This is a genomic window from Streptosporangium sp. G11 (assembly GCF_051192615.1).
Classification (GTDB): Bacteria; Actinomycetota; Actinomycetes; order Streptosporangiales; family Streptosporangiaceae; genus Streptosporangium.
The window spans coordinates 1-21572 of record NZ_JBPJUQ010000064.1 but is presented as its reverse complement, the minus strand read 5'-3'; the positions used below and the strand labels follow the sequence as shown (position 1 = coordinate 21572).

21 protein-coding genes are annotated in these 21572 nt (G+C 71.1%); 13 read left to right on the top strand and 8 right to left on the bottom strand.

What is annotated here, in order from left to right; genetic code table 11:
* The first annotated feature begins 141 nt into the window (after positions 1-141).
* From ACSDR0_RS38505 to vanY-N, 6 genes are all read left to right on the top strand, one after another.
* Entirely contained in the window at positions 142-1440 is a 1299-nt protein-coding gene (locus tag ACSDR0_RS38505; protein ID WP_435293888.1) for an MFS transporter, read from the top strand.
* A gap of 65 nt (positions 1441-1505) precedes the next feature.
* Positions 1506-2327 (top strand): alpha/beta fold hydrolase, encoded by an 822-nt coding sequence (locus ACSDR0_RS38500; RefSeq protein ID WP_435293887.1) that lies wholly within the window; start codon positions 1506-1508, stop codon positions 2325-2327.
* 10 nt (positions 2328-2337) lie between these two features.
* Positions 2338-3156 carry an alpha/beta fold hydrolase gene (locus ACSDR0_RS38495; protein ID WP_435293886.1) on the top strand — a complete coding sequence of 273 codons (819 nt, stop codon included), beginning with the start codon at positions 2338-2340 and terminating at the stop codon, positions 3154-3156.
* Positions 3157-3169: 13 nt separating this feature from the next.
* Positions 3170-3961 (top strand): alpha/beta hydrolase, encoded by a 792-nt coding sequence (locus ACSDR0_RS38490; RefSeq protein ID WP_435293885.1) that lies wholly within the window; start codon positions 3170-3172, stop codon positions 3959-3961.
* Between the two features lie 24 nt (positions 3962-3985).
* A complete protein-coding gene (locus ACSDR0_RS38485; protein WP_435293884.1) occupies positions 3986-4777 on the top strand; it encodes an MBL fold metallo-hydrolase in 792 nt (263 codons plus the stop codon).
* A 218-nt stretch (positions 4778-4995) separates the two neighbouring features.
* Positions 4996-5568, top strand: coding sequence for a D,D-peptidase/D,D-carboxypeptidase VanY-N (vanY-N, locus tag ACSDR0_RS38480; RefSeq protein WP_435293883.1), 573 nt, complete (start codon positions 4996-4998; stop codon positions 5566-5568).
* Between the two features lie 559 nt (positions 5569-6127).
* Here the strand turns inward: vanY-N and ACSDR0_RS38475 are convergent.
* The 3 genes from ACSDR0_RS38475 to ACSDR0_RS38465 are packed head-to-tail and all read right to left on the bottom strand — an operon-like array spanning position 6128 to position 8776.
* A complete protein-coding gene (locus ACSDR0_RS38475; protein WP_435293882.1) occupies positions 6128-6613 on the bottom strand; it encodes a GerMN domain-containing protein in 486 nt (161 codons plus the stop codon).
* Positions 6610-8094 (bottom strand): ATP-binding protein, encoded by a 1485-nt coding sequence (locus ACSDR0_RS38470; protein ID WP_435293881.1) that lies wholly within the window; start codon positions 8092-8094, stop codon positions 6610-6612. The genes ACSDR0_RS38475 and ACSDR0_RS38470 overlap by 4 nt, the downstream gene beginning before the upstream one ends.
* A 7-nt stretch (positions 8095-8101) precedes the next feature.
* Positions 8102-8776, bottom strand: a complete 675-nt coding sequence (locus ACSDR0_RS38465) for a response regulator (RefSeq protein WP_435293880.1) — start codon at positions 8774-8776, stop codon at positions 8102-8104.
* Between the two features lie 429 nt (positions 8777-9205).
* On the opposite strand from ACSDR0_RS38465, the gene ACSDR0_RS38460 reads away from it, so the two are divergent.
* Complete coding sequence (locus ACSDR0_RS38460; RefSeq protein ID WP_435293879.1) at positions 9206-9562, top strand: hypothetical protein; 357 nt, start codon at positions 9206-9208, stop codon at positions 9560-9562.
* On the opposite strand, the gene ACSDR0_RS38455 is transcribed toward ACSDR0_RS38460, so the two are convergent.
* Together ACSDR0_RS38455 and ACSDR0_RS38450 are read right to left on the bottom strand one after the other, a co-directional pair.
* Entirely contained in the window at positions 9555-10505 is a 951-nt protein-coding gene (locus tag ACSDR0_RS38455; protein WP_435293878.1) for an SDR family NAD(P)-dependent oxidoreductase, read from the bottom strand. The genes ACSDR0_RS38460 and ACSDR0_RS38455 overlap by 8 nt on opposite strands.
* 37 nt (positions 10506-10542) lie before the next feature.
* Positions 10543-11964 carry an MFS transporter gene (locus tag ACSDR0_RS38450; RefSeq protein WP_435293877.1) on the bottom strand — a complete coding sequence of 474 codons (1422 nt, stop codon included), beginning with the start codon at positions 11962-11964 and terminating at the stop codon, positions 10543-10545.
* 92 nt (positions 11965-12056) lie between these two features.
* Between ACSDR0_RS38450 and ACSDR0_RS38445 the strand changes: the two genes are divergently transcribed.
* Positions 12057-12647, top strand: a complete 591-nt coding sequence (locus ACSDR0_RS38445) for a TetR/AcrR family transcriptional regulator (RefSeq protein WP_435293876.1) — start codon at positions 12057-12059, stop codon at positions 12645-12647.
* Between the two features lie 474 nt (positions 12648-13121).
* Here the strand turns inward: ACSDR0_RS38445 and ACSDR0_RS38440 are convergent, their stop codons facing one another.
* Complete coding sequence (locus tag ACSDR0_RS38440; RefSeq protein WP_435293875.1) at positions 13122-13991, bottom strand: AraC family transcriptional regulator; 870 nt, start codon at positions 13989-13991, stop codon at positions 13122-13124.
* A gap of 434 nt (positions 13992-14425) precedes the next feature.
* The gene (locus ACSDR0_RS38435) at positions 14426-14803 is read right to left on the bottom strand and encodes a MerR family transcriptional regulator (protein ID WP_435293874.1); all 378 of its coding nucleotides are present in this window, start codon (positions 14801-14803) and stop codon (positions 14426-14428) included.
* A 110-nt stretch (positions 14804-14913) separates the two neighbouring features.
* Between ACSDR0_RS38435 and ACSDR0_RS38430 the strand changes: the two genes are divergently transcribed.
* From ACSDR0_RS38430 to ACSDR0_RS38420, 3 genes are all read left to right on the top strand, one after another.
* Positions 14914-15987, top strand: coding sequence for an alkene reductase (locus tag ACSDR0_RS38430; RefSeq protein WP_435293873.1), 1074 nt, complete (start codon positions 14914-14916; stop codon positions 15985-15987).
* A gap of 350 nt (positions 15988-16337) precedes the next feature.
* Entirely contained in the window at positions 16338-16655 is a 318-nt protein-coding gene (locus tag ACSDR0_RS38425) for a hypothetical protein (RefSeq protein WP_435293872.1), read from the top strand.
* A 418-nt stretch (positions 16656-17073) separates the two neighbouring features.
* Positions 17074-19188 carry a hypothetical protein gene (locus ACSDR0_RS38420; RefSeq protein WP_435293871.1) on the top strand — a complete coding sequence of 705 codons (2115 nt, stop codon included), beginning with the start codon at positions 17074-17076 and terminating at the stop codon, positions 19186-19188.
* A 669-nt stretch (positions 19189-19857) separates the two neighbouring features.
* On the opposite strand, the gene ACSDR0_RS38415 is transcribed toward ACSDR0_RS38420, so the two are convergent.
* Positions 19858-20148 carry a hypothetical protein gene (locus ACSDR0_RS38415; protein ID WP_435293870.1) on the bottom strand — a complete coding sequence of 97 codons (291 nt, stop codon included), beginning with the start codon at positions 20146-20148 and terminating at the stop codon, positions 19858-19860.
* A 229-nt stretch (positions 20149-20377) separates the two neighbouring features.
* Here ACSDR0_RS38415 and ACSDR0_RS38410 point away from each other — a divergent pair, with 229 nt between their 5' ends.
* Together ACSDR0_RS38410 and ACSDR0_RS38405 are read left to right on the top strand one after the other, a co-directional pair.
* Complete coding sequence (locus ACSDR0_RS38410) at positions 20378-20524, top strand: hypothetical protein (protein WP_435293869.1); 147 nt, start codon at positions 20378-20380, stop codon at positions 20522-20524.
* A 43-nt stretch (positions 20525-20567) separates the two neighbouring features.
* The coding region (locus ACSDR0_RS38405; RefSeq protein ID WP_435293868.1) for an FAD-dependent oxidoreductase at positions 20568-21572 on the top strand (1005 nt) is incomplete at its 3' end.

Below are 21572 nucleotides of genomic sequence, written 5' to 3'. Positions count from 1 at the left end.
CGCCACCAGGCCGCCATCCGGCGTCATCCACGGATTTCTCACGCTCAACGCCCCGCGCGGCACCCACGCCGCCCGGGCGGCGATCGACCAGGCCGGACGCTTGCCGGCGCGGGTGCCCGGCCCTGACGACAGGAGGCAGACATGACAAGCAGACCGGTGACCAAGGCCGCCGTCATCGGCACCGCGCTCGAATTCTACGACCACGCCCTCTTCGGCCTCGGGGCGGCGATCGTCTTCGACGAACAGTTCTTCCCGGCCGACATGCCCCTCGCGGGCACCCTCGGCTCCTTCGCCGCGTTCGCGGTCGGATTCCTGGCCCGCCCGATCGGCGGTGTCATGTTCGCCCACTTCGGCGACCGCGCCGGGCGCAAGCCCATGCTGGTCGTGACGCTGCTGCTGATGGGACTGTCCACGGCCGGCATCGGGCTGCTGCCCACCTACGACCAGGTGGGCCTGGCGGCGCCTGTCCTGCTGGTGCTGCTCCGGCTGGCGCAGGGTTTCGGCGCGGGAGCCGAGTACGCGGGCGCCCTGGTCATGATGGCTGAGACCAGTGACCCCCGACGGCGGGGCCTGTGGGCCTCGCTTCCCGGGGCGGGCGTCCAGATCGGAATCCTGACCGCCACGCTGGTCTTCACCGCGGTCACGGCGCTGCCGTCGTTCGAGACCTGGGGGTGGCGGTTGCCGTTCCTGCTCAGCCTCGTGGGCGTGGGCGTGGGGCTGTTCCTCAGGTTCCGGGTACAGGAGTCGGAGCTCTTCGAGCGCGAGCGTGCGCGAGGCGTGAGCCGTTTCCCGGCGCTGGAGGTCGTCAGGAGACAGCCGCGGATCCTGCTGATCGCCTTCGTGGCCAACGCCCCCTTCGGTGCGATCGCCTACATCCTGAGTGTTTTCGTGTTGTCGTACGTGACCAGGACGCTCGGCCTGCCGGCCACGGTGGGCCTGGTCGCCAAACTGCTCTCCGCCGCGGTGGCGATCGCGGTCACGCCGCTGTTCGGGCTGCTGGCCGACCGCGTCGGCCGCCGTCCCGTCTTCCTCGGCACCTCGCTCCTGCTCGCGGTGTTCGCCTTCCCGATGTTCTGGCTGGTCGACACCGGCCGCCCCGAGCTGGTGATCCTCGCGGTCACGCTGGGGTACGGCGTCTGCGTCACCGGGATGTTCGCCGTGCTGGCCTCGCTGCTGACCGAGCTGTTCGACACCCGCCATCGCTACAGCGGCGTCGCGATCGCTCGCGAGTGGACGGCCGCGCTGACCAGCGGCCCCGCCCCGCTCGTGGCGGCCGCCCTGGTCGCGGGCGCCGGTGGCGGGTCCTGGCCCATCGCCCTGCTGGTGGTGATCTGCTCGATGATCGCCTTCACCGCGGTCCTGTTCGCCCCGGAAACCCGCCACCGGAGCCTGACCGAAGCCGTAAGCGAACCGGCGATCCGTACAGGTGCAGTCATCTGACCGATTGCCGCCGAGGGCCGCGGATCTAGCGTCGAGCCCATCGCCACCGATCCGAAAGGCCGCGAATGCCCTACGTGAGCGCCGCCGACGGCACGCAGATCTTCTACAAGGACTGGGGCGGCGGCCAGCCCGTCGTCTTCAGCCACGGCTGGCCGCTGAACGCCGACGCCTGGGACAACCAGCTCCACCTGGTCGCCTCCCACGGTTTTCGCGCCATAGCGCACGACCGCCGCGGCCACGGCCGTTCCGGCCAGCCCTGGAACGGCAACGACATGGACACCTACGCCGACGACCTGTCCACCCTCCTGGACACGCTCGACCTGCGCGACACGATCCTGGTCGGGCACTCCACCGGGGGAGGCGAGGTGACCCGCTACATCGGCCGCCACGGCACCTCCCGGGTGAGCAAGGCCGTGTTGCTGGGCGCGGTGCCGCCGCTGATGCTCAAGACCGAGGCCAACCCCGCCGGGTCGCCGGTCGAGGTGTTCGACGCCATCCGAGGTGGCGTCGAGGCCGACCGCTCGCAGTTCTACAAGGAACTGGCCGTGCCCTTCTACGGCTACGACCGGCCCGGCGCCCCGGTGTCGCAGGGCGTCGTCGACGCGTTCTGGCGGTGGGGCATGCAGGTCGGCGTCAAGGGCGCGCTCGACTGCGTCAGAGCCTTCTCCGAGACCGACTTCGCCGAGGACCTCAAGCGCTTCGACGTCCCCACACTGATCGCGCACGGTGACGACGACCAGATCGTGCCCATCGTCGCCTCGGCGCTGGAGAGCGCCAAGCTGGTCAAAGGCTCCACGCTCAAGATCTACGAGGGCGCCCCGCACGGCCTGGCCGGTGCCTTCGAGCGCGAATTCAACGCCGACCTGCTCGCCTTCCTGAACGCCTGAAGGAGCCCCCATGACCTCTCTGCGCCGCCTGCTGGGCGTCCTCGTCGCCGGTTGTCTCCTGGCCCTCGGCCCGACCCCCGCACCCGCCACCGCCACCAGCGCCGCCACCAGCACCGCGAAGCCGACCGTGGTGCTCGTTCACGGCGCGTTCGCCGACGCCTCCGGTTTCCACGACATGATCGCCCTACTGCAGCGGGCCGGGTTCCAGGTGATCGCACCGGCCAACCCGCTGCGTGACGTGGCCGGGGACGCCGAATACATCTCCAGCGTCCTCAAGACCATCCCGGGACCGATCATCCTCGCAGGCCACTCCTACGGCGGCATCGTCATCACCAACGCCGCCCGCGGCCACGACAACGTCAAGGCCCTGGTCTACCTCGGCGCGTTCGCACCCGACCAGGGAGAAAGCGCCCTGCAGCTGGCCGGCCGGTTCCCCGGCAGCAAACTGGGCGAGGCGTTGCTGCCCCGGCACTACCCGCTGCCGGACGGCACCATGAACGGCGTCGACGGCTACATCACCGCCGACAAGTTCCGCGAGGTCTTCGCCGCCGACCTGCCCGCCGCGAAGACCCGGCAGATGGCGGCCACCCAGCGGCCCGGCAGCGTCACCGGCCTGTCCGGCGGCAGCGGCGCGCCGGCCTGGAAGACCATCCCGTCCTGGTATCTGATCCCCACCCGGGACAACGTCATCCCGCCCGCCGCCCAGCGCTTCATGGCCGAACGCGCCGGCAGCAAGGTCCGCGAGGTCAACTCCTCGCACGTCGTGATGACGTCCCATCCCGCCGCCGCCACCGCGGTGGTCCTGTCCGCCTACGCCGCCACCCGCTAGCAGGAGAACCGACATGAAACCCGACACGATCGTCTTGATCCACGGCTTCTGGGTCACCCCGCGCAGCTGGGAGAACTGGATCACCCGCTACCAGGCCCAGGGCTACAAGGTCCTCGCCCCCGCCTATCCGGGTTTCGAGGTGGAGGTGGAGGCGCTCAACGCCGACACCACCCCGATCGAGCAGGTCACCGTCCCGCAGATCATCGAGAGCCTGGAGACCCTGATCGGAGGCCTGGAGACGCCGCCCATCCTGATGGGCCACTCCGCGGGCGGCGTGTTCACCCAGATCCTGCTCGACCACGGCTACGGCGCCGCCGGGGTGGCGATCAACTCCGCACCCACCGAGGGGGTGCAGGTGATCCCGCTGTCACAGATCAAGGCCACCTTCCCGGTGCTGAAGAACCCCGCCAACCGGCACAAGGCCGTCGGGTTCACCTACGAGCAGTGGAAGTACGCCTTCACCAACACCTTCCCCGAGGACCAGGCGCGCGCCACCTACGAGCGCTACCACATCCCCGCCTCCGGCCAGATCTTCTGGGGCAGCGCGCTGGCCAACATCCACCCCGGCAAGGACGACAACTGGGTCGACTACCACAACGAGAAGCGCAAGCCGCTGCTGTTCATCGCCGGCGAGAACGACAACCTCATGCCGCCCAAGATCCAGCGCTCCAACGCCAGGCACTACACGTCGAACACCGTCACCGAAGTGATCGAGTTCCCCGGCCGCTCCCACCTCATGCCCGCCGAGCAGGGCTGGGAGGAAGTCGCCGACCGCGCCCTGGCCTGGGCCCTCGACCACAGCTGACACCCCGGGAAAAGAGCGCCTCCCATGACGGAAGTCAGGTTCACTCACATCGGCGGTCCCACCGTCCTCATCGAGTTCGACGGCTGGCGACTGCTGACGGACCCGACTTTCGACGCCCCCGGCCGGACCTACGCGTTCGGCTGGGGGACCTCCTCCCGCAAACTCACCGGCCCCGCCCTCCCGCCGGACGCGCTGCCGCCGGTGGACGCCGTCCTGCTCACCCACGACCACCACGGCGACAACCTCGACGACGCCGGGCGCACCCTGCTGGCCGCCGCCGGAGTCACGATCACCACCCGCGCGGGCGCTCGCCGCCTCGGCGGAACCGCCCGCGGGCTCCGGGCCGGGCGAACCACCCGGCTGGAGGCACCCGGCCGCCCGCCGATCGAGATCACCGCCACCCCGTGCCGGCACGGGCCGCCACTGAGCCGTCCCATCACCGGCGACGTCATCGGCTTCGCCCTGACCTGGCCCGGCCAGACCCACGGACCACTCTGGATCACCGGCGACACCGTCTACCACCGCGCGCTCCGCCGCGCCGCCGCCCAGATCCGGCCGGGAACGGTCCTGCTCCATCTGGGCGGCGTCGGCTTTCCCCTCACCGGGCCGCTGCGCTACACCATGACCGCCGGCCAGGCCGTACGGCTGTGCGAGGCCATCACCCCGCACACGATCCTGCCGGTCCACTACGAGGGATGGCAGCACTTCCGGCAGGGCCGCGACGGCATCGAGCAGGACCTGCGGCGGGCGCCGAAGCAGATCAGCAGCCGCTTTCACTGGCTGCCCACCGGATCGACGGAACACCTGCGTCTCTAGATACCGGCCCCGCCTCTGCGGAAGGCGGCCTTTCCGGCTCCGGCGGCCCGGTGGCCTCACCTCCGGGCTCAGGGAGCACCTCGGCCGGCCGGCCGTGTGCCCGCCTCGTCTTCGCCGTGTCGTGGTTGTGTCACGGCCTTGCCGCCGGTGGCCGCCGTCGGGAAACGGTGACATGCGGCGGACAAGGCGCGCACATTCGGCGCCGATCGTGGTTCGTTATGAACGAGCCACGCACGATCCCACCTCGGCCCCGTGACCGGCTGTTCGCCGCGGTCACGCTGGTGCTCGCCGTGCTCCTGCTGCCCGCGGCGTTCGTCCGCCATCCCGGCCGTGCCCGCGAACTGGCCTGCCGCTGGGCGCTGCGGATGCGCTTTCCCGCCGAGGACCTCACCGGGCTCACCGCCGGCGCCCTGGCGGCGTTCACCGCGGCGCGCACCCAGGCGCTCTGGCGTCACGGCCAGCTCATCGGCCTCACCTCGGGATACCGCGATCCCCATGTCCAGCAACGGATGTTCGACGAGGAGGTGCGCCGCTCCGGCTCCCCGGCGTTGGCGCGCATGCTCGTGCTGCCACCGGCGGAATCCTGCCACGTCAAGGGCGTCGCATTGGACGTGCGCCCCCATGAAGGCGCGCGCTGGCTGGAGGAACACGGCGCCCGCTACGACCTGTACCGCATCTACGACAACGAGTGGTGGCACTTCGAGTACCGCCCAGACAGCGGCGGCAGGCCACCACGACGACGGCCCCACCCCGGCATGGGATACGTCAGCGGGCACCCGGACCGGCTGTAGCCCGGTCCGGGGCCGCTCATGGGCGCGATTCGGGGGAGTCGAACCGGTGATCCGGCCGGCGCGCCCCAGGGGTCGGGCCCGGATGGTCAACAGCGGCATCGACCGGGCGTTCGGAAAGGGGTCCTTGAGGTGTGATCCTTTCTGAGTGATGGAGAGTCCGCGTCGAGGCTGACGTACTCACCAGGTGGCCCCCGTCGATTCCGGGTTCCACGGCGGCGCCGGCGGGCAGCCGCCGGAGAGGGCGCAGTCCACCGGCCGGATCGGCGACCTGCCCGCGAGCGATCCGTCCCGCTCGACACCCGGCCGCGCCGCCGCCAGACGGCGCAAGGCCATCCGCGCCAGCGCCACGATCGCCGCCGGCGGGCCGCGCAACGGGGTGCCGGCGGCGGCGGACTACCTGGCGGATCGGGGGGGACGTTCCTCGATAACGCGGGCGACATCACCTGTGCATCGCCCGCTGCCCTCGCGCGGCTACCCGGCCTCGCCGTCGCCACCACCGCCGGCCGCGCGTTCCCCTCGATCTCCCCAAGACCATAATGATCTGCCCGAAGTAGAACCGTTACCCCGGGCAGTTCTGGGGGCCGACGCTCTGCCCGGCACCGGTGACGGTGACCTGGGAAGGGTTTTCCAGCGCCGTGGCGGTGGCCGTGCACACGATCTGCTCGACGGCCAGTGCGGACAGGTCGCCGGCCGGAGTGGACAGAGTCACCACCAAGTGGCCGGACGGCTTGACGGTCACCGAGAACGGGCCGGCTTCGGGCGGGACGTCGGTGGTGAATCCGAGCGCCCGTTCCTCCGTGGTGGGTCCGTCCGCCAGCAGCGCGAGCGTGTCCGCTGGGAATATCGGACGATCACTGGGCCGCGTTACCGCGCTGAGCCGGCCGTTCTTCACCAGATAGAGGGTGGTCGTCGTGGTTGGTGCGACGCGTCCGCTCGGCGGGTCGCCGGCGGGGATGACGTCGCTGGGTTGCACGCCGCAGCCGGCCACGGCGGCGAGCGACACGAGGCCCGCGATGAGCATGCGGCGGGTGAGTCCGATCCTCATTCGGGGCCTCCGTCCGGATCGGGCGCCCGGCGTGGCAGGCGCAGCGTGAACACGGCGCCGCCGTCCGGGGCGTTGGTGACGGTGAGGTCGCCTTGGTGTAGACGCGCGTTCTCCCGCGCGATGGCCAGGCCCAGGCCGCTGCCCTCGGACCTGGCCCTGGCCGCGCTGGCCTTGTAGAACCGGTCGAACACATGCGGCAGCACCGCCTCGTCCAGTCCCGGTCCGTGGTCGCGGACCTCGAGAGCGATCCAGTGCGGGTCGGCGCGAAGCCGTACCGACACCGGTGGCTCGCCGTGCCGCAGGGCGTTGCCGATCAGGTTCGCGAGGATGACGTCCACTCGGCGCGGGTCCAGCCGCGCCGTCACCCCGGGGGGAACCTCGGTGCGCACTCGCTCCGGCCAGCCCCGGACGCGCAAGGTCGCGCGCACCAGTTCGGCCACGTCGACCTCGTTCAGCGCGAGGGCCGCGACACCGGAGTCGAACCTGCTGATCTCGATGAGGTCGTTCACCAGAGCGGTGAGGTTGAGCGTCTCCTGGCTGACCAGCCTGGCGGCCCTGTCGGCGGGGGCGGGCAGCCGGGCCGACTCCTCCTCCAGGACGTCGGCGACCGCGGTGAGCGCGGCCAGCGGGGTGCGCAGCTCGTGGGACACGTCGGCCACGAACCGGCGGGCGTCGGCCTCCATCTCGCGCAGCTGCTTGACGAGCCGTTCCAGCTCCGCGGCGGTGTTGTTGAACGTGCGCGCCACGTCGGCCAGCTCATCGGAGCCGCGCACCGCGATCCTGGTCCACATCTCGCCCTCACCCAGCAGGCGTGCCGCCCGGCCGAGCTCGCGCACCGGGCCCAGCACGCCACGGGTGGCCAGCAACGCCAGGACGACCGCGAACGCCAGGGCCGCCCCGCCGATGAGCCAGGCGCTTGTGGCGAGCCCGTCGATGCTGCGCTGCTCGGGAAGCAGGCTGCGCGCGGTGTAGACCTCGATGCCGGACACCCGCTTCGCCCGGTCCTGCTCGATGATCAGCAACGGCATGCCGATGATCAGGTAGGGATCGCCCTGCCACACCACACGTTGCCACGCGGTACGGCCGCCGGCCACCACCTGCCGCAACCCCGGTGAGATCACCCCGAGATCCAAGACCCGGGCCTCCCCGCCCGGCCTCCAGCGCCCCGGCACCGGGGGCGAGAGCGGGGGGATCGGCGAGTGCGTCTCGCGGTAGACGGCGACCGCGAAGCTGTTCTGGTCGGCCGCGGCCGCGGCGATCTCACCGAGCTCGTCCGGGCCCGGCGCCGCGCTCCGCAACGGGTAGATCGCCTCCAGGCGGCCGGCCATCGCCAGCACCGCGGCGTCCTGGGTCCTCTGCAAGATGTCGTTGCGGGCCTGGACGTAGATCCCGCCGGCCACCGCCGCCGTGGTGACCACGCACAGCAGTGCGAAGGCGAACAACAGCCGGGCACGCAGCCCCAGGCTCGGCCGAGGTGTCACCGGCGGCTCACACCGGCCCGAACCGGTACCCGAACCCACGCACCGTCTGCACGTAGACGGGCGCCGCGGAGTCGTCCTCGATCTTCGCGCGCAACCGCTGCACGCACGCGTCCACCAGACGCGAGTCGCCGAAATACCCGTGCTCCCACACCGATTCCAGCAGCTGCTGGCGGCTGTGCACCCGGCCCGGCGTGCCGGAGAGCTCGAGCAGCAGGCGCAGCTCGGTCGGGGCGAGGTCCATCGGCACGCCGCGTTTGGCGACCACGATCCCGGCCCGATCGATGGTCAGTTCCCCGTGCCGCTCCAGCTCCGCCTGGTCCCGGCCGATCCGCCGGAGCACGGCGCCGATGCGTGCCTCGAGCACCCTGGGCTGCACCGGCTTGACCACGTAGTCGTCGGCGCCCGCCTCCAACCCGGCCACCACGTCCATGTCGTCGCCGCGCGCGGTCAGCATGATGATCGGCACCTGGCCGGTGGCCCGGATGCGGCGGCAGACCTCGAACCCGTCCATGCCGGGCAACATCAGATCGAGCACGACGACGTCGGGAAGGTCCGTACGCAGCCGGTCCAGCCCCTGCTCGCCGGACTCCACCGCGCGCACCCGGTGCCCATGCCGGGTCAGGGCCAGCTCAAGACCCTCCCGTACGGCCGGGTCATCCTCGATCAGCAACACTCGTGACACGCCCCCGAGTTTCACAGCACGCCCCCGTAACTCGTCCGCCGGTCAACCCAATCCACTGTCGGCCGGCCGTGTCTCCGCCTGGTCCGCGCCGTGTCATGGTTGTGTCACGGCCTTGCCGGCCGTCGTGCCGCCGGTGGCCGCCGTCGACGAACGGTGACATGCGGCGGACAGCGCGCACATTCGGCACCAATCGTAGTTCGTCATGAACGAGCCAGGTACGATCCCACCTCGGCCCCGCGACCGGCTGTATGCCGCGGTCACGCTGGTGCTCGCCGTGCTCCTGCTGCCCGCGGCGTTCGTCCACCATCCCGGCCGTGCCCGCCGACCGGCCCGCCGCTGGGCGTTGGAATGTGCTTTCCCGCCGAGGACCTACGCGCGATCCAAGCGGGCACGAGAAGCGCGCCCCGGTCTCCCGGGGGTGAGGAGCCCTTGCCGTCTCGTTCCTCTCCCACTACGCGGGTGCTCGGCGTCGCCGTGTCCGCCGTTCTCGCCGCCGGAGGCCGGCTGGTCTACGGCGGCGCGCAGGCCCGGCCGGCGTCGATGCCGAGTTTCAGACCGGCGCCGATCGCCGTGGCCCGGCCGCCGGCTCTGCCGTGGCCATCGACGGGGCAGGCGGCGGTAGAGACCACCGGGCAGGCGGGCGGCCTCGGTGTGCACGGCGAGCGGCGGCCCGTGCCGATCGCGAGCGTCACCAAGGTGATGACCGCTCTGGTGGTTCTTCGCGACCACCCGCTCGGCAGGAACGCCGCGGGGCCGTCCATCCGGGTCGACCGTCGGCTCACCTGAGGTTCGAGCTCGGATCGAGGCCGGTCAGGCCGGCGGTGACGGCCCACAGGCGCGCCGCGAGTACGGTGTCGGCCAGGTGACCTCGGACGGGTTCGAGGGTGGGCAGGCCGCGGATCCCGAACACCCGGGGTCCCCAAAGCCGGCCACCGCGCACGGACGGGTCGAGGACGGCCCGGACGGCGGGCCAGGCGGCGGCCTCCTTGCTTTGCAGGAGGAGGCCGGCCGGCAGGCCGCGCAGTCGTTCGCCGCCGGTTCGGACATGGACCGGCGGGCGTGAGGGGGTGAGGGAGTCGAGTGCGCCGCCGGGGTGGGTGATCACGCTCAGCGTCGTGCTGCCGGCGGCGCGCAGGCGGCGGTCGAGTTCGAAGCCGAAGAGCATCTGCGCGAGTTTTGATCGTACGTAGGTGAGTTTCGGCCGGTAGTCCCGCGTGCTCTGGAGATCGTCAAGGTCCAGGTTCGCGGACTTCGCCGTGAAGCTGCCGGTGGTGACGACGCGGCTCGCGGGTGTGGCCGCCAGCAGGGGTGTGAGCCACGAGATCAGCGCGAAGTGCCCCAGATGGTTGGTGGCGAACATCAGCTCGTGGCCGTCCCCGGTCTCGCGCCGTGGCGGCCGGTCGAGCAGCACTCCGGCGTTGCAGACGACCGCGTCCAGTCTGTCCAGTCTCAGGGCGGCCGTGGAGGCTTCGAGCGAGGAGAGGTCGGCGAGATCCAGGCGGATGTGACGGACGTGCGCACCGGGGACGCGGGCGCGGATCGAGGCCCGCGCGGCTTCGGCCTTGGCGGTGTCACGGCAGGCGAGGATGACGGTGGCGCCGGTGCCGGCGAGTTGCTCGGCGACGAAGTATCCGATGCCCGCGTTGCCGCCGGTGACGAGGAAGTTCTTGCCCTCGGCACGCGGCAGGCGTCGTACGTCCCAGGGGGCCGGGTTGTGGAGGGAGGCCATGGTCGGCTCCTTGTGTCGATGGCTGGCCGGGGTTGCGTCAGTGCCGGGATTCTTCCGGTGCCCGTCTGGGCATCAGGGTCACAGCCGGGACGGTGATGGCGGTGAGGACCAGGACGACGATGAGGCTGGTCGTCATGGCGGGGCCGAAGCCGGAGCCGGCCCACTGGAAGAAGACCGAGGTGACGGCGGCCGAACCGATACCGGCCGCCAGTTGCTGGATCGCCGACAGGGAGCCGCTGGCGCTGCCGGCCTCGCCGGGATCGATGTCGCCGATCGTGACGTCGAAGATCGTGCCGTAGCAGGTGCCCATCCCCAGGCCGGTGAGAAAGACGGCTGGTGCGAGGGCCCACAGGCTCAGGTCCGTACCGAAGCCTGTGACCAGGACGAGCAGCCAGCCGCAGCCGATCAGGATGATGACCAGGCCGACGAAGACGAGGGTGCGGCCCAGCTTCTTGATCAGCGCCATGCATGCCCCCGCGGCCACGATGATGCCGGCGGTCATCGGCAGCAGACCCAGGGAGGCGTCCCGGGCCGAGGCGTGCAGCCCCTGCTGCATGAACAGGGACAGGACGTAGACCAGCCCGGTGGTGGCGGCGAAGACGATCAGTCCGACGAGCAGCCCGGACCTGAAGCCGGGGTTGCGCAGCAGGGACGGCTTGAGCAGCGGGTCGGTGGCGGTGCTCTGGCGGCGGGCGAAGGCGGCGAGGAACGCCAGGCCGGCGGCGATCGAGAGGATCGAGATGGCGGGCCAGCCGTTGTTCGCCCCCTCGAGCAGCCCGAAGAGCAGGCCGAACATGGTGGCGGCGAGCAGCCCTGAGCCCACCCCGTCCACGCTGATGGACGCGTCGCCGTCGTCGTGCGGCAGCAGCCGGACGGCCAGGACCAGGCCGAGGCTGCCGAGCACCAGGTTGACCAGGAAGATCGGGCGCCACGACAGCCCGGCGATGTCGGCGTCGATGACGAACCCGGCCAGGATCGGGCCGCCGACCGAGGCGGCCCCCAGCAGCGGGCCGAACAACGCGAACGCCTTGGTGAGCATGTCACGCGAGAACGTCTTTGTCATGATCGCCATACCTTGCGGGATCAAGAGCGCGCCGAACGCGCCCTGTGCGCCGCGGGCGAGGATCAGCAGAGCGGGGTCGGGCGAGAGTCCCGCCACGGCCGAGGCGATCGTGAAGCCGCTCATGCCGACGAGGAACAGCCTGCGCTGGCCGTACTTGTCGCCCAGTCGCCCGCCGACCACGAGCAGGACGCCCATGGCGAGCATGTAGGCCGACCCGAGCCACTTGATCAGGCCCTCGCCGCCGTGCAGTTCGGCGGTGATCGTGGGCGCGGCGATGTTGGTGACCGTGGCGTCGATCATGTCGAGGGCGTCGGCGAGCAGCACCAACCCCAAGATCGCCCACATGCGCCGGGTGGACGTGGCCGTCGGCGGGCCGACGGTTGCGGGGGTTGTCATGACGCATCTCCATTCACAAGGAATCTGAACTGACTCCGAAACTATAACCACTATAGATTCAGATGCAATCCAGGTTCCGGTACGATGGGGACATGCCAACGACGATGGGGCGCCGCGAGCGCAAGAAGGCACAGACCCGCCGGGCGTTGTCGGACGCCGCGTTGCGGCTGTTCTGCGAGCACGGGTACGACGGCGTCACCGTCGCTCAGATCGCCGACGAGGCGGACGTCTCCATCGCCACCCTGTTCACGCACGTGCCGGACGGCAAGGAAGCGCTGATCTTCGACGACGGCGCCGAACGACGCGTCTGGCTGGTCGCCGCGGTCCGCGACCGGCCCCCCGGCCAGCCGGTGCTGGAAACCCTGCGCCGTTGCATGGCAGCCCGGGGACCCTTCACCAATGACCTCTCGCCCGAGCTTCGGCGCAAGCGCGACCTGATCGTCAGCACACCCGCCCTGCGGGAATACTCGCGCAAGCTCTGGGTAGCCAGCGAGGGAGCCCTGGCCGAGGCGATCGCCGCCGAGAGCGGCCGCGCCCCCTCCGACATGACCGTCCGCGCTCTCGCCCGCTACGTCCTGGAGATCCCCGAACTCGCGGGCACCGAACCCGACCCCCTGGCCGCGCTGAACGCCATCTTCGACCTTCTCGAATCCGGCTGGCCCGAGTCGCCGGAAGAGGCCTGACCAGGCTCACCGTGCCGGCGCGGGCGCGGGCCGTATCCGCCCGGTGGAAGCGGTCGAACGCCCGCCCGGCCTGGCCCTCGTCCTGGATCTCGAGAACGGCGTAGCCGTCCTGGGGCCCGACGCCGATACGCGCGGGGGCACCGGGGGGAATGCGGGCGATGACATCTCCGACGAGGTCGGTGGTGACCTGCCGGAGCCTGGACTCGTCGCCGAGAACCGGCGCTGCGGCGGATGCCCCGCCACCGGGTCCGGTGATCGTGGCGGGGCACAGCGGGTCGAGTGCGCGCAGGTCGTGCAGCGCGTCGACGGCCGGCGTTCGCAGATCCAGGGGAGTGAGGGCCAGGCTCTGCGCCGCGGCGGCGCCTCCCGCCTCGATCCGGGCGCTGCGGGCCCGTCCACCGTGCCGCCGCACTCAAAGAGCGTCAGCCGAATGGGTTGCCCGGCGGCCCGGGGTGATCGCGTGACCGCGGTCCGTCACGCCGCTTCGACGGGTAGCCACAGCTCACATGTCGCGGTGCTGAAGTCGTCCGCGCGCTCGAGGACCGCGACGATCGAGGGACCTGGCCGCAGACGCCACGGGTTGGAGGGGAACCACTCGGTCGCGGTCGCGGCCCAGGTCGTCTGCAGGGCCTGCGGATGCGGTCCGGCGGTGCGGAAGACCGCCCACATGCCGCCTGGTACCTCGATGGCGTCGAGGTCGTCGGGGGCCGGCGTGTCCCCAGAGACGGCGACCCCGTGCAGGTAGGTCAGCTCGCTGCCCTCCGTGCCGTCGGGGTCGAGGTCGTCGCAGACCTGCAGCAGGCCCCCCGGTTCGGTGTCGCCGAAGGCCTTCAGCCGGAGATGCTCCTCCTGCGGCAGCGCGGTGATGTGCTGCTGGATGTGCGGGTTGACGCCCTGGTGGATGAGCGGAACCCGGGTCGCGTGTCCGACCAGCCGGAACGCGGGGCGGTCGACGAGGCGGGTGTCCATGGGGATGCTCCCTTCGACGGTCAGGCGGAACCTGAGTTGCGGTTGTGCGCGCAGGGGGCCTCCGTCGCGGCGCACGTCACCGGGGCCGGAGCCGTGGACCGCGCGGAACGCACGTCCGAACGCCTCGGTCGAGCCGTATCCGTACCGGACGGCGATGCTCAGCAGATCGTCCTCACCCCGGACGACGTCGGCGGCGGCGACGGTCATGCGGCGGCGGCGCACATACTCCGACAGCGGCATGCCGGCCAACGACGAGAACATCCGGCGCAGGTGGTACTCGGTCGTGCCGAGCTCCTTGGCCAACCCGTGGACGTCGAGCTCCTCGGCGAGGTGCTCCTCGACGAGATCGACGAGCCGGTTGAGTGCCGAGATCATGAGGCCTCCTTTCGATGTCAACCCTGCCGGAAGAATCCCGGCCGTACCCGACCGCTGCGATCCGATCCGATCAGGCGCCTGGACGGACGCGGAGCCGACGCACACTCATGCCGCCGGGCAGGCGCTTGCTCAAAGTCGGCGGACGCCGGTGTCCACGGCCGCCCAGGCGGCAGGCCCACGTGGGGCCCACCCGCCCACGCCGCACCGCGCCAAGGGCCGGACTTCCTTCGCGTTCCTTCGCGCCCGGCGTACCAGCGGGAGCCGGTCAGCCGTGGGGCACCTCAGGAACTCGGTCCGCCCTGCCGGCCGCGGCCCGAACACCCCCGAAGGACTTACGGAGCAGACCGCCGAGCCCGTCCCCGGCGCCGCGTCAACGGACCTGGGCCCGGCTTGTCCGTGACACCTCCGGCCACCCGCCGGGCCGCCGGCGGTGGTCAGCCGGCCAGCGGTACCCGCAGCTGCTCACGGTGCGCTCGGTTCGTGACCATCAGCCCGTCGAGTGCGTCGCGGGTGCGGATGAGGTCGCCGATGTGTGCGGAGAGCCGGTCGCGCTCCTGCGCCATCCGTTCCATGGCGGCATCGGAGTTCTCCCTGCTGGGCGAATCGGTGCACGGGAGCAGCTCGGCGATGGTGCGGCTGGAAAGACCCGCGGCGTACAGGCGCTGAATGAACGCGACCCGCTCGACCTCGTCGTCCGTGTAGTGCCGCTGTCCACTGGCGCTGCGGGTGCTGGCGAGCAGCCCCTGCTCTTCGTAGTAGCGCAGCGACCGGACACTGACCCCGGTCCGTGACGCGAGCTCACCGATGCGCACCTCGTCCTCCCACTGTGATCTGCGACACAAGGCTTGCCTCTGACATTGATGTGAGCTTCTAGCGTACTCACCGTACCCGCGATCCGGGATCGACGACCATGGAGGACGACGTGACGACCCTTTTCGACAGCTATCGGCTCGGCGGCCTGACGCTGCCCAACCGGATGGTGATGGCCCCGATGACGCGAGTCCGGGCCGCCGTTGGCGGTCTGGCGACGCCGTCGATGGCGACGTACTACGTTCAGCGCGCGACGGCCGGGCTGATCATCTCCGAGGGCGTGCAGCCGAGCCTGATCGGACAGTCCAACCCCGGCACGCCGGGACTGCACACCGATGAGCAGGTCTCCGCGTGGCGCCCGGTGACCGCGGCCGTGCACTCCAACGGCGGGCGGATCTTCGCCCAGATCATGCACGGCGGACGGGTCTCCCATCCCGCCACCACCGGTATGCAGCCGGTCGGGCCCTCGGCGGTCTCGGCCGTCGGCGACGTGTTCACACCATCCGGGCCCCGGCCCGCGCCGACGCCGCGCGCCCTGGACACCGCCGAGGTGCCCGAGCACGCCGAGTCGTACGGCCAGGCCGCCCGCCGTGCCGTCGAGGCGGGCTTCGACGGCGTGGAGTTGCACGGCGCGAACGGCTACCTGATCTCGCAGTTCCTCTCATCGAACGCCAACCTGCGCACGGACCGCTACGGAGGCTCGGTGACCAACCGGATCCGGTTCGCCGTCGAGGCGGTGTCCGCGACCGCCGAAGCCGTCGGCGGGGCCAGGACCGGGATCCGTCTCTCCCCGGGCGGGACGTTCTGGGGTGTGGAGGAGACCGATGTCCCGAAGCTGTACACCGCGCTGCTGACCGAGCTGGCCCACCTCGACCTGGCCTACGTCCATCTCGAGGCCACCGCCGACGAAGAGGTGCTGATCGGGCTGCGCCGTGCGTGGCCGGGCACCCTCATCCTGAACCCGGTGCTGCCGATGGGCCCGAAGCAGACCGGACGGGCCGAGGCCGACCACTGGCTCGGGCTGGGCGCCGACCTCATCAGCTTCGGCCGCGGGTTCCTCGCCAACCCCGACCTGGTCGAGCGGCTGCGTACCGGTCTCCCCATCGCTCCCGTCGACGAGGCGACGTACTACCAGGGCGGTGACGCGGGCTACCTGACCTACTCGACGTACCGGTACAGCGCCTGACGTCGCTTTGCCGCCAACCGGATCACGCGGCCCCGGCCGTCCTCGTACGGGTCACCTACACGCCCGCGCCGCACACGAGCACGGCTGCCACGTGGCCCTCGCCACCGGCGCCCGGCGCGGCGGTCCCGGAACGCCGCCGCGGGTGAGCGGCGCCCGGCGCGACGCTCACCCGCGGCGGGACTCGGCATGGTCGGCACTCCGCATCCGGTTTTGATCGGTGCCGTCAGGACGACTAGCCTGATCGCCGTGCCGCCGGAAGGCGGGGGCGAGGCGATCGCGTCACGCGGGAAGAGTCCCGACCACGACGAGCTGCTCGACCACGCCGCCATGGAGTTGGGGACCGACTGACGATGAGCGCGGAAGAGGACTTCAAGCAGGTCGGCGCCGAGCTGGCCGACCTGGGTGTGGGGATCTCCAGGATGATGGGGAACCCCGCGCTCAAAGATCAGGCGGGGAAGGTGTTCGCGAGCCTGCAGCGCGACGGCGCGATGGTGTTCCGGCTGGTCAGGGACACCCCCGAACACACAGCCGCGCTCCAGCTGGCCGGGGCGTCCCTGTTCGACCCCTCGGGGCAGGGCAGGGTGATGAAGGACTGGGTGGTCGTGCCCCACTCCTGGGCCGAGGAGTGGACGGATCTGGCCGAGGCCGCCCTCAGCCGCCCGCGCTGATCGGTAGGCCACGCCGACGGTGTGGCGGTGGGTGCCCGAGCCGGGCGGGACGCGGAGCACGGCGTCGGCGAGGTCGGCGCGGGCGCTGGTGGAACCGCCGCGCACCGCGTCGTCGATCCGCGTGCGGTAGTCGCCGCGCGTGGGGTGTCGAGCGGGCGCGGCGGGCGCACGATCGTCCAGTCGAGCGGGCACGTCCTCAGATACCGGTCGAGCAGCACGTGGTCCCGGTGGACGTTCTTCGGCACCCCCACGTCAGAGTGGCATGATGCAAGAGCTCAGCCACCCTTCCTCCTCCGGCATCGCGCCGGTGGCGCACCGAACCGGTGCCGCCATCGCAGATCCGTCAACGGCCACACGCCGGGAAAACCGCCAGGAAAACCGCGCGATGCCAAGCACGCACCGGCTATAAGGTGCGCTCGTGGACAATCTTGAAAGCCTCGTCATCGCCCGGCGACTTCGTGTCCCCATCGGCGACGCCCCTGCCGGATCCCATTCAGGCTGGGGAGAGGTGGCCGCCCGTCAGCTTGACGCCGCGCTGCTGAGCGTCGGCTTCAAGTGTTCGGCGCCCCTGCTCGACCGCCTGGCGAGCCTGCACGGCGAGACCGTGGTCGATCTCGGAGTACGGATCCTGGCCGCTGTCCGTGGCCTGGTCGGCGACCACGTGCACCACAACGCCTACTTCATCGACTTCCCGCGGAACGTGCCCGACACGCTGGAGTTCTGGGCCGGGCTGCTGCGGGAGGCGCTGCTCGACCCGGTCGCCGCCGCCTCCGTCCAGCCGGCCACGCTCAACCTGCTCGCGCTGCCCGGCTACGGCCGCTACCAGCACACCTACGCCGACCTGCTGGCCGCGCACGCGGAGTTGATCCCGCTGGCCGGCGACCGGGTGACCGTGCTGGAGCTGGGCGGAGGCCTGGAGTCGGAGGCGCGTGAGCTGTACCTGTCGCTGGCGGGCTCGGAGGTGCCGCTGTCGGCCGAGGACCTGGCGGCGCTGCGCACGCTGGCCGCGTTCTGCGTCGATGCGCCGGAGCGTATTCCGGTGCGCGAGAACCGCGCGGTGATCAATGAACTGCGTCTGGCCGCCGGCCGCCCGCTCCTCGTGGACACGGTGACCGACGTGCTGCGTCTGGCCTGCGGCGCCTCTGGCGGAGACGTCACGCTGGCCGAGCCGACCCGGTTGCGCTCCTTCCGCCGGGCTGAGCGCCGTTCCCTCTTGCAGGCCCTGGACACGGTCGCCTCCCCGGCCAGGCTCGGCGATGTGTCGCGCCACCGGGAGCAGTGGAAGCGGCTCGGCGAGCGGCTGCACCCGCACGAGTACCCGAGCCTCCCGCGCGCCGCCCACGTCTTCGAGGTCGCCAGAGGGGTGCGCCAGGCACGCGGTTTCGACAGCCGCGTCGAGGCGGCCCTGGTGGAGGGCCGCACCGGCGACGCGGTCGCGTTGCTGGAGAAGACGCCCGGCGCGCTGCTGCGCCGCCTCGATCACCTGCTGCGTGCCGGCATCTCCTCCTCGGCCGTGCTGGATGCCGCCGAGAAGGCCGCGGCGGGTGCCTCCGGCCGGGTCCTGCTGTCATTGCGCGAGCACCTGCAAAACCGGCTCGCCCCGGCCGCCGGCCGCGTCTTCACCAACCGGCACGGCCGGGCGTGGGCGGCGCCCGACACCCGCTCCCCGCTCGAGGAGAGTGTCTTGTCGCGGGCGGTGGCCATTCTGGATGAGGAGATCACCCGGCGTCTGCCCGATCCCGGCGAGCTGATCGTCGATCCCGACGTGCTCGACGTTGCCCTGCCGCTGTCGGGCAAGGCGGTCGCGCCCGGGCTGGGCATGCTGCCGCGCGGCTCGCTGTCGACGGTGGACGGCGAGCTGCTGCGATTCTTCGTCCACTGGCGCCAGGCCGAGCGGCGCACCGACTACGACCTGTCAGCCCTGATGCTGGACGCCTCCTACGGCGATCCCCAGCAGGTCTCGTGGACGAACTACGGCAACGATTTCGCCGAGTACTCCGGCGATCTCACCGACGCCACGGACGGCGCGAGCGAGTTCATCAACATCCGCCTCGCCCAGGCGACTCAGCCGATCATCATTCCGCAAGTCAACATCTATGACGGCGAGGCGTTCGGCGAGGTGGCCGAGGCGTTCTTCGGATTCATGACAAGAGACGCCGAGCAAGAGGGCAGGCCGTTTGAGCCGCGCACGGTTCGAATGAAGTCCGATCTGCGCGGGTCGGGCCGGATCGCACTGCCGCTCGTCTTTCTGCGCGGTGACGACGGCGGCTGGCGGGCGAAGTGGCTGCACCTCTACCTGAGGGGGCACGCCGGGTTCAACCAGGTGGAGGGCAACCGTGTCACGGCGTCCCTCCTGGTGCGCTCGATCGTCGAACGCGACTACCTGCGGGTCCGGTACCTGGTCGACCTGCTGCGTGCGAAGAGCTCGCCGGGTGGCTCCACCACCTACATCGGCCTGCAGGCACCGGCCGATCTGCCGACCGGCGCGCGGGTGTACACGCATGCGACGCTGCACGAGCTGATCCCCGCCTGATACAGTGAAGATCGCGAGGCCATGGGAGGGCTTCCTTCTCAACTTCTTTGGAAAAGTATCTAGCCTTCCCGCTTTCCTCGCACTTTGATCGTGCGGCCATTCGTGGGCTTCCTTCACTGGTTCACATCCGGTGCAGGGCTTTTCCCCGGCCGGCCTGCGAGGTCCCTGTGCACAATCGCGCGGGGCCCGTCACTTCCCGACGGCCGGCTGGCCCGGCTGGCTGGAGCCCCCCTACCCCTCGGTGGACATCGGCCCGTGCCCCATTTGCGGCCCCGACGAGACGATCCACCACCTGGCAGACCCGCCATGAGACGGCGACCAGCTACGCGTGCGTATGGTGCCAGGCCGATGCGGACGTCTTTCATACCGGCCCACCCGGCCATACCCCCACCCCGACCCGGCCGTCCTACGCGCCGCCGGACCAGCGCTGGAACGAGGTCTCCGGCGGAGAGTCCCGGCGACACCACGCTTCGGGGCACTGGAGACTGACCCTGTGTGGACTGACCGCCGGTGACCTCACCGACTACGGTGCGCAGTGGCGGCCCGACCATACCGACGTCTGTCCCAAGTGCTCGACGGCGGCCGCCGAGATCGACGCACGCTGGCCCGCCGACCGACGCGCCGACGGAACTTTCATCGTGGCCTGCCCCTGCCACGCCTGCCGGCTCCCTAACGCCAGGGCAGGCCGATGACCAACGTCGTCCCGCCGCGTCCGCCACCGAGCTCGACGTGGCCGCCGCCGGCGCGCTGCTCGTCGCGCACCGGCATCCAGCCCGCCGCAAGCAGGCCGGACTGCGCATCGCCGTCAAACGTGCCCGAGTCCCCGAGCCCGGCGAATCCGACGCGCTGACGGTCCAGCAGCAAGGCGTCGTCGAGCGGGCGGCCGCACGCCGCGGCGTCCGGGACACGGTTATGGGCCGCGGCGTCGAACTCGCCCGGGACGTTGGGCGGGTCGAGCATCTGGTCTTGGTGGAAAACGGTCTGCTACCGGGCCGACCCCACCCGGATCGACCGGGCGCTGAGCGATCTGCGGGCCGGCCTGCGGGCCTGCTGCCCGCCCGGCATCTGCACCCCGGGCGCCACCTGTGAGCAGACCTTGCCCGTCGGCGGATCTACTGATTTGACAATCCTCTAATCAGCGAGGCACTCTCTTTACTACTTAGATGCTTTTCTAAACAGGAGGTGTGCGATGCGCGCCCTACTTCGCCGATTTCGCTCCGGCACCAGCTCTGGTGGCGTCACCTTCGACGAGATCCGCGGCGAGGTCTGTGACACCGGCTGCCGCGCGAGCGCCCGGGTGGAGCGCGCCAGCACCAACGTCCTGTTCAACCGCTAAGACCTGACGATCACACCCCACACGAACCTTAGGAGAGGCCATCATGAGTGACGGATGCTGCGGCACCGCCCCCACCGCTGCTGCTGTGGAGAGCGAGCAGATCGTGGCACACACCGCACCCGGCGCCCTGCCCGTCGTGGTCATCGGAGCCGGACCGGTCGGATTGGCCGCCGCCGCGCACCTGGCGGCGCGCGGTCTGGACTTCCTGGTGCTGGAGGCGGGGCAGCAGGTCGGCGCGTCGGTCGCGCAGTGGGCTCATGTGCGGGTTTTCAGCCCGTGGCGCTACAACATCGACAGCGCCGCCCGCCGGCTGCTGGAGGCCGACGGCTGGAGTGCCCCGGACCAGGACTGGCTGCCCACCGGCGCCGAGCTGATCACCGACTACCTCGCTCCGCTGGCGAAGTTGTTCGGCGACAAGGTCCGGTTGGGCGTCGAGGTGACCGCGATCAGCCGCCTGGGCTATGACCGGGTCCGCAGCAGCGGCCGCGAGCAGGCCCCGTTCGTGGTGCGCCTGTCCGACGGCCAGGAGTTGCGGGCCAGGGCCGTCGTCGATGCTTCCGGCACCTACACCTCGCCCAGCGTGCTGGGCGCGAGCGGCCTGCCCGCCTCCGGTGAGGAGCAGGCGGCGGCGTTCATCGACCACGCGCTGCCCGACGTGCTGGGCGCCGACCGTGACACCTACGCGGGCAAGCACACCCTGGTCGTCGGTGCGGGCCATTCGGCGGCCACCACCCTGCTGGCCCTGGCCGAGCTGCCGGACGCGCGGATCACCTGGGCGATCCGCGCCACCAACGCCGGCCGCACCTACGGCGGCGGCGAGGCCGACGCCCTCCCCGCGCGCGGGGCGCTCGGCACCCGGCTGCGGGCGCACGTCGATTCGGGCCGCATCACCCTGGTCACCGGCTTCCACACCCACTCGATCACTGAGAACGACGGCCAGGTGACGGTGATCAGCCGCGACCCCTCGGGCACCGAGCAGTCGGTCACGGCTGAGCGCATCGTGGCCGCCACCGGATATCGCCCCAACCACTCCATCGCCTCGGAGCTG

What these genes read in the sequence shown, in the direction of transcription:
- ACSDR0_RS38505 (WP_435293888.1), top strand. Translation starts at nt 142, where the DNA reads ATGACAAGCAGACCGGTGACCAAGGCCGCCGTCATCGGCACCGCGCTC.
- ACSDR0_RS38500 (WP_435293887.1), top strand. Translation starts at nt 1,506, where the DNA reads ATGCCCTACGTGAGCGCCGCCGACGGCACGCAGATCTTCTACAAGGAC.
- ACSDR0_RS38495 (WP_435293886.1), top strand. Translation starts at nt 2,338, where the DNA reads ATGACCTCTCTGCGCCGCCTGCTGGGCGTCCTCGTCGCCGGTTGTCTC.
- ACSDR0_RS38490 (WP_435293885.1), top strand. Translation starts at nt 3,170, where the DNA reads ATGAAACCCGACACGATCGTCTTGATCCACGGCTTCTGGGTCACCCCG.
- ACSDR0_RS38485 (WP_435293884.1), top strand. Translation starts at nt 3,986, where the DNA reads ATGACGGAAGTCAGGTTCACTCACATCGGCGGTCCCACCGTCCTCATC.
- vanY-N (WP_435293883.1), top strand. Translation starts at nt 4,996, where the DNA reads ATGAACGAGCCACGCACGATCCCACCTCGGCCCCGTGACCGGCTGTTC.
- ACSDR0_RS38475 (WP_435293882.1), bottom strand. Translation starts at nt 6,613, where the DNA reads ATGAGGATCGGACTCACCCGCCGCATGCTCATCGCGGGCCTCGTGTCG.
- ACSDR0_RS38455 (WP_435293878.1), bottom strand. Translation starts at nt 10,505, where the DNA reads ATGGCCTCCCTCCACAACCCGGCCCCCTGGGACGTACGACGCCTGCCG.
- ACSDR0_RS38450 (WP_435293877.1), bottom strand. Translation starts at nt 11,964, where the DNA reads ATGACAACCCCCGCAACCGTCGGCCCGCCGACGGCCACGTCCACCCGG.
- ACSDR0_RS38445 (WP_435293876.1), top strand. Translation starts at nt 12,057, where the DNA reads ATGCCAACGACGATGGGGCGCCGCGAGCGCAAGAAGGCACAGACCCGC.
- ACSDR0_RS38440 (WP_435293875.1), bottom strand. Translation starts at nt 13,991, where the DNA reads ATGATCTCGGCACTCAACCGGCTCGTCGATCTCGTCGAGGAGCACCTC.
- ACSDR0_RS38425 (WP_435293872.1), top strand. Translation starts at nt 16,338, where the DNA reads ATGAGCGCGGAAGAGGACTTCAAGCAGGTCGGCGCCGAGCTGGCCGAC.
- ACSDR0_RS38415 (WP_435293870.1), bottom strand. Translation starts at nt 20,148, where the DNA reads ATGCTCGACCCGCCCAACGTCCCGGGCGAGTTCGACGCCGCGGCCCAT.
- ACSDR0_RS38410 (WP_435293869.1), top strand. Translation starts at nt 20,378, where the DNA reads ATGCGCGCCCTACTTCGCCGATTTCGCTCCGGCACCAGCTCTGGTGGC.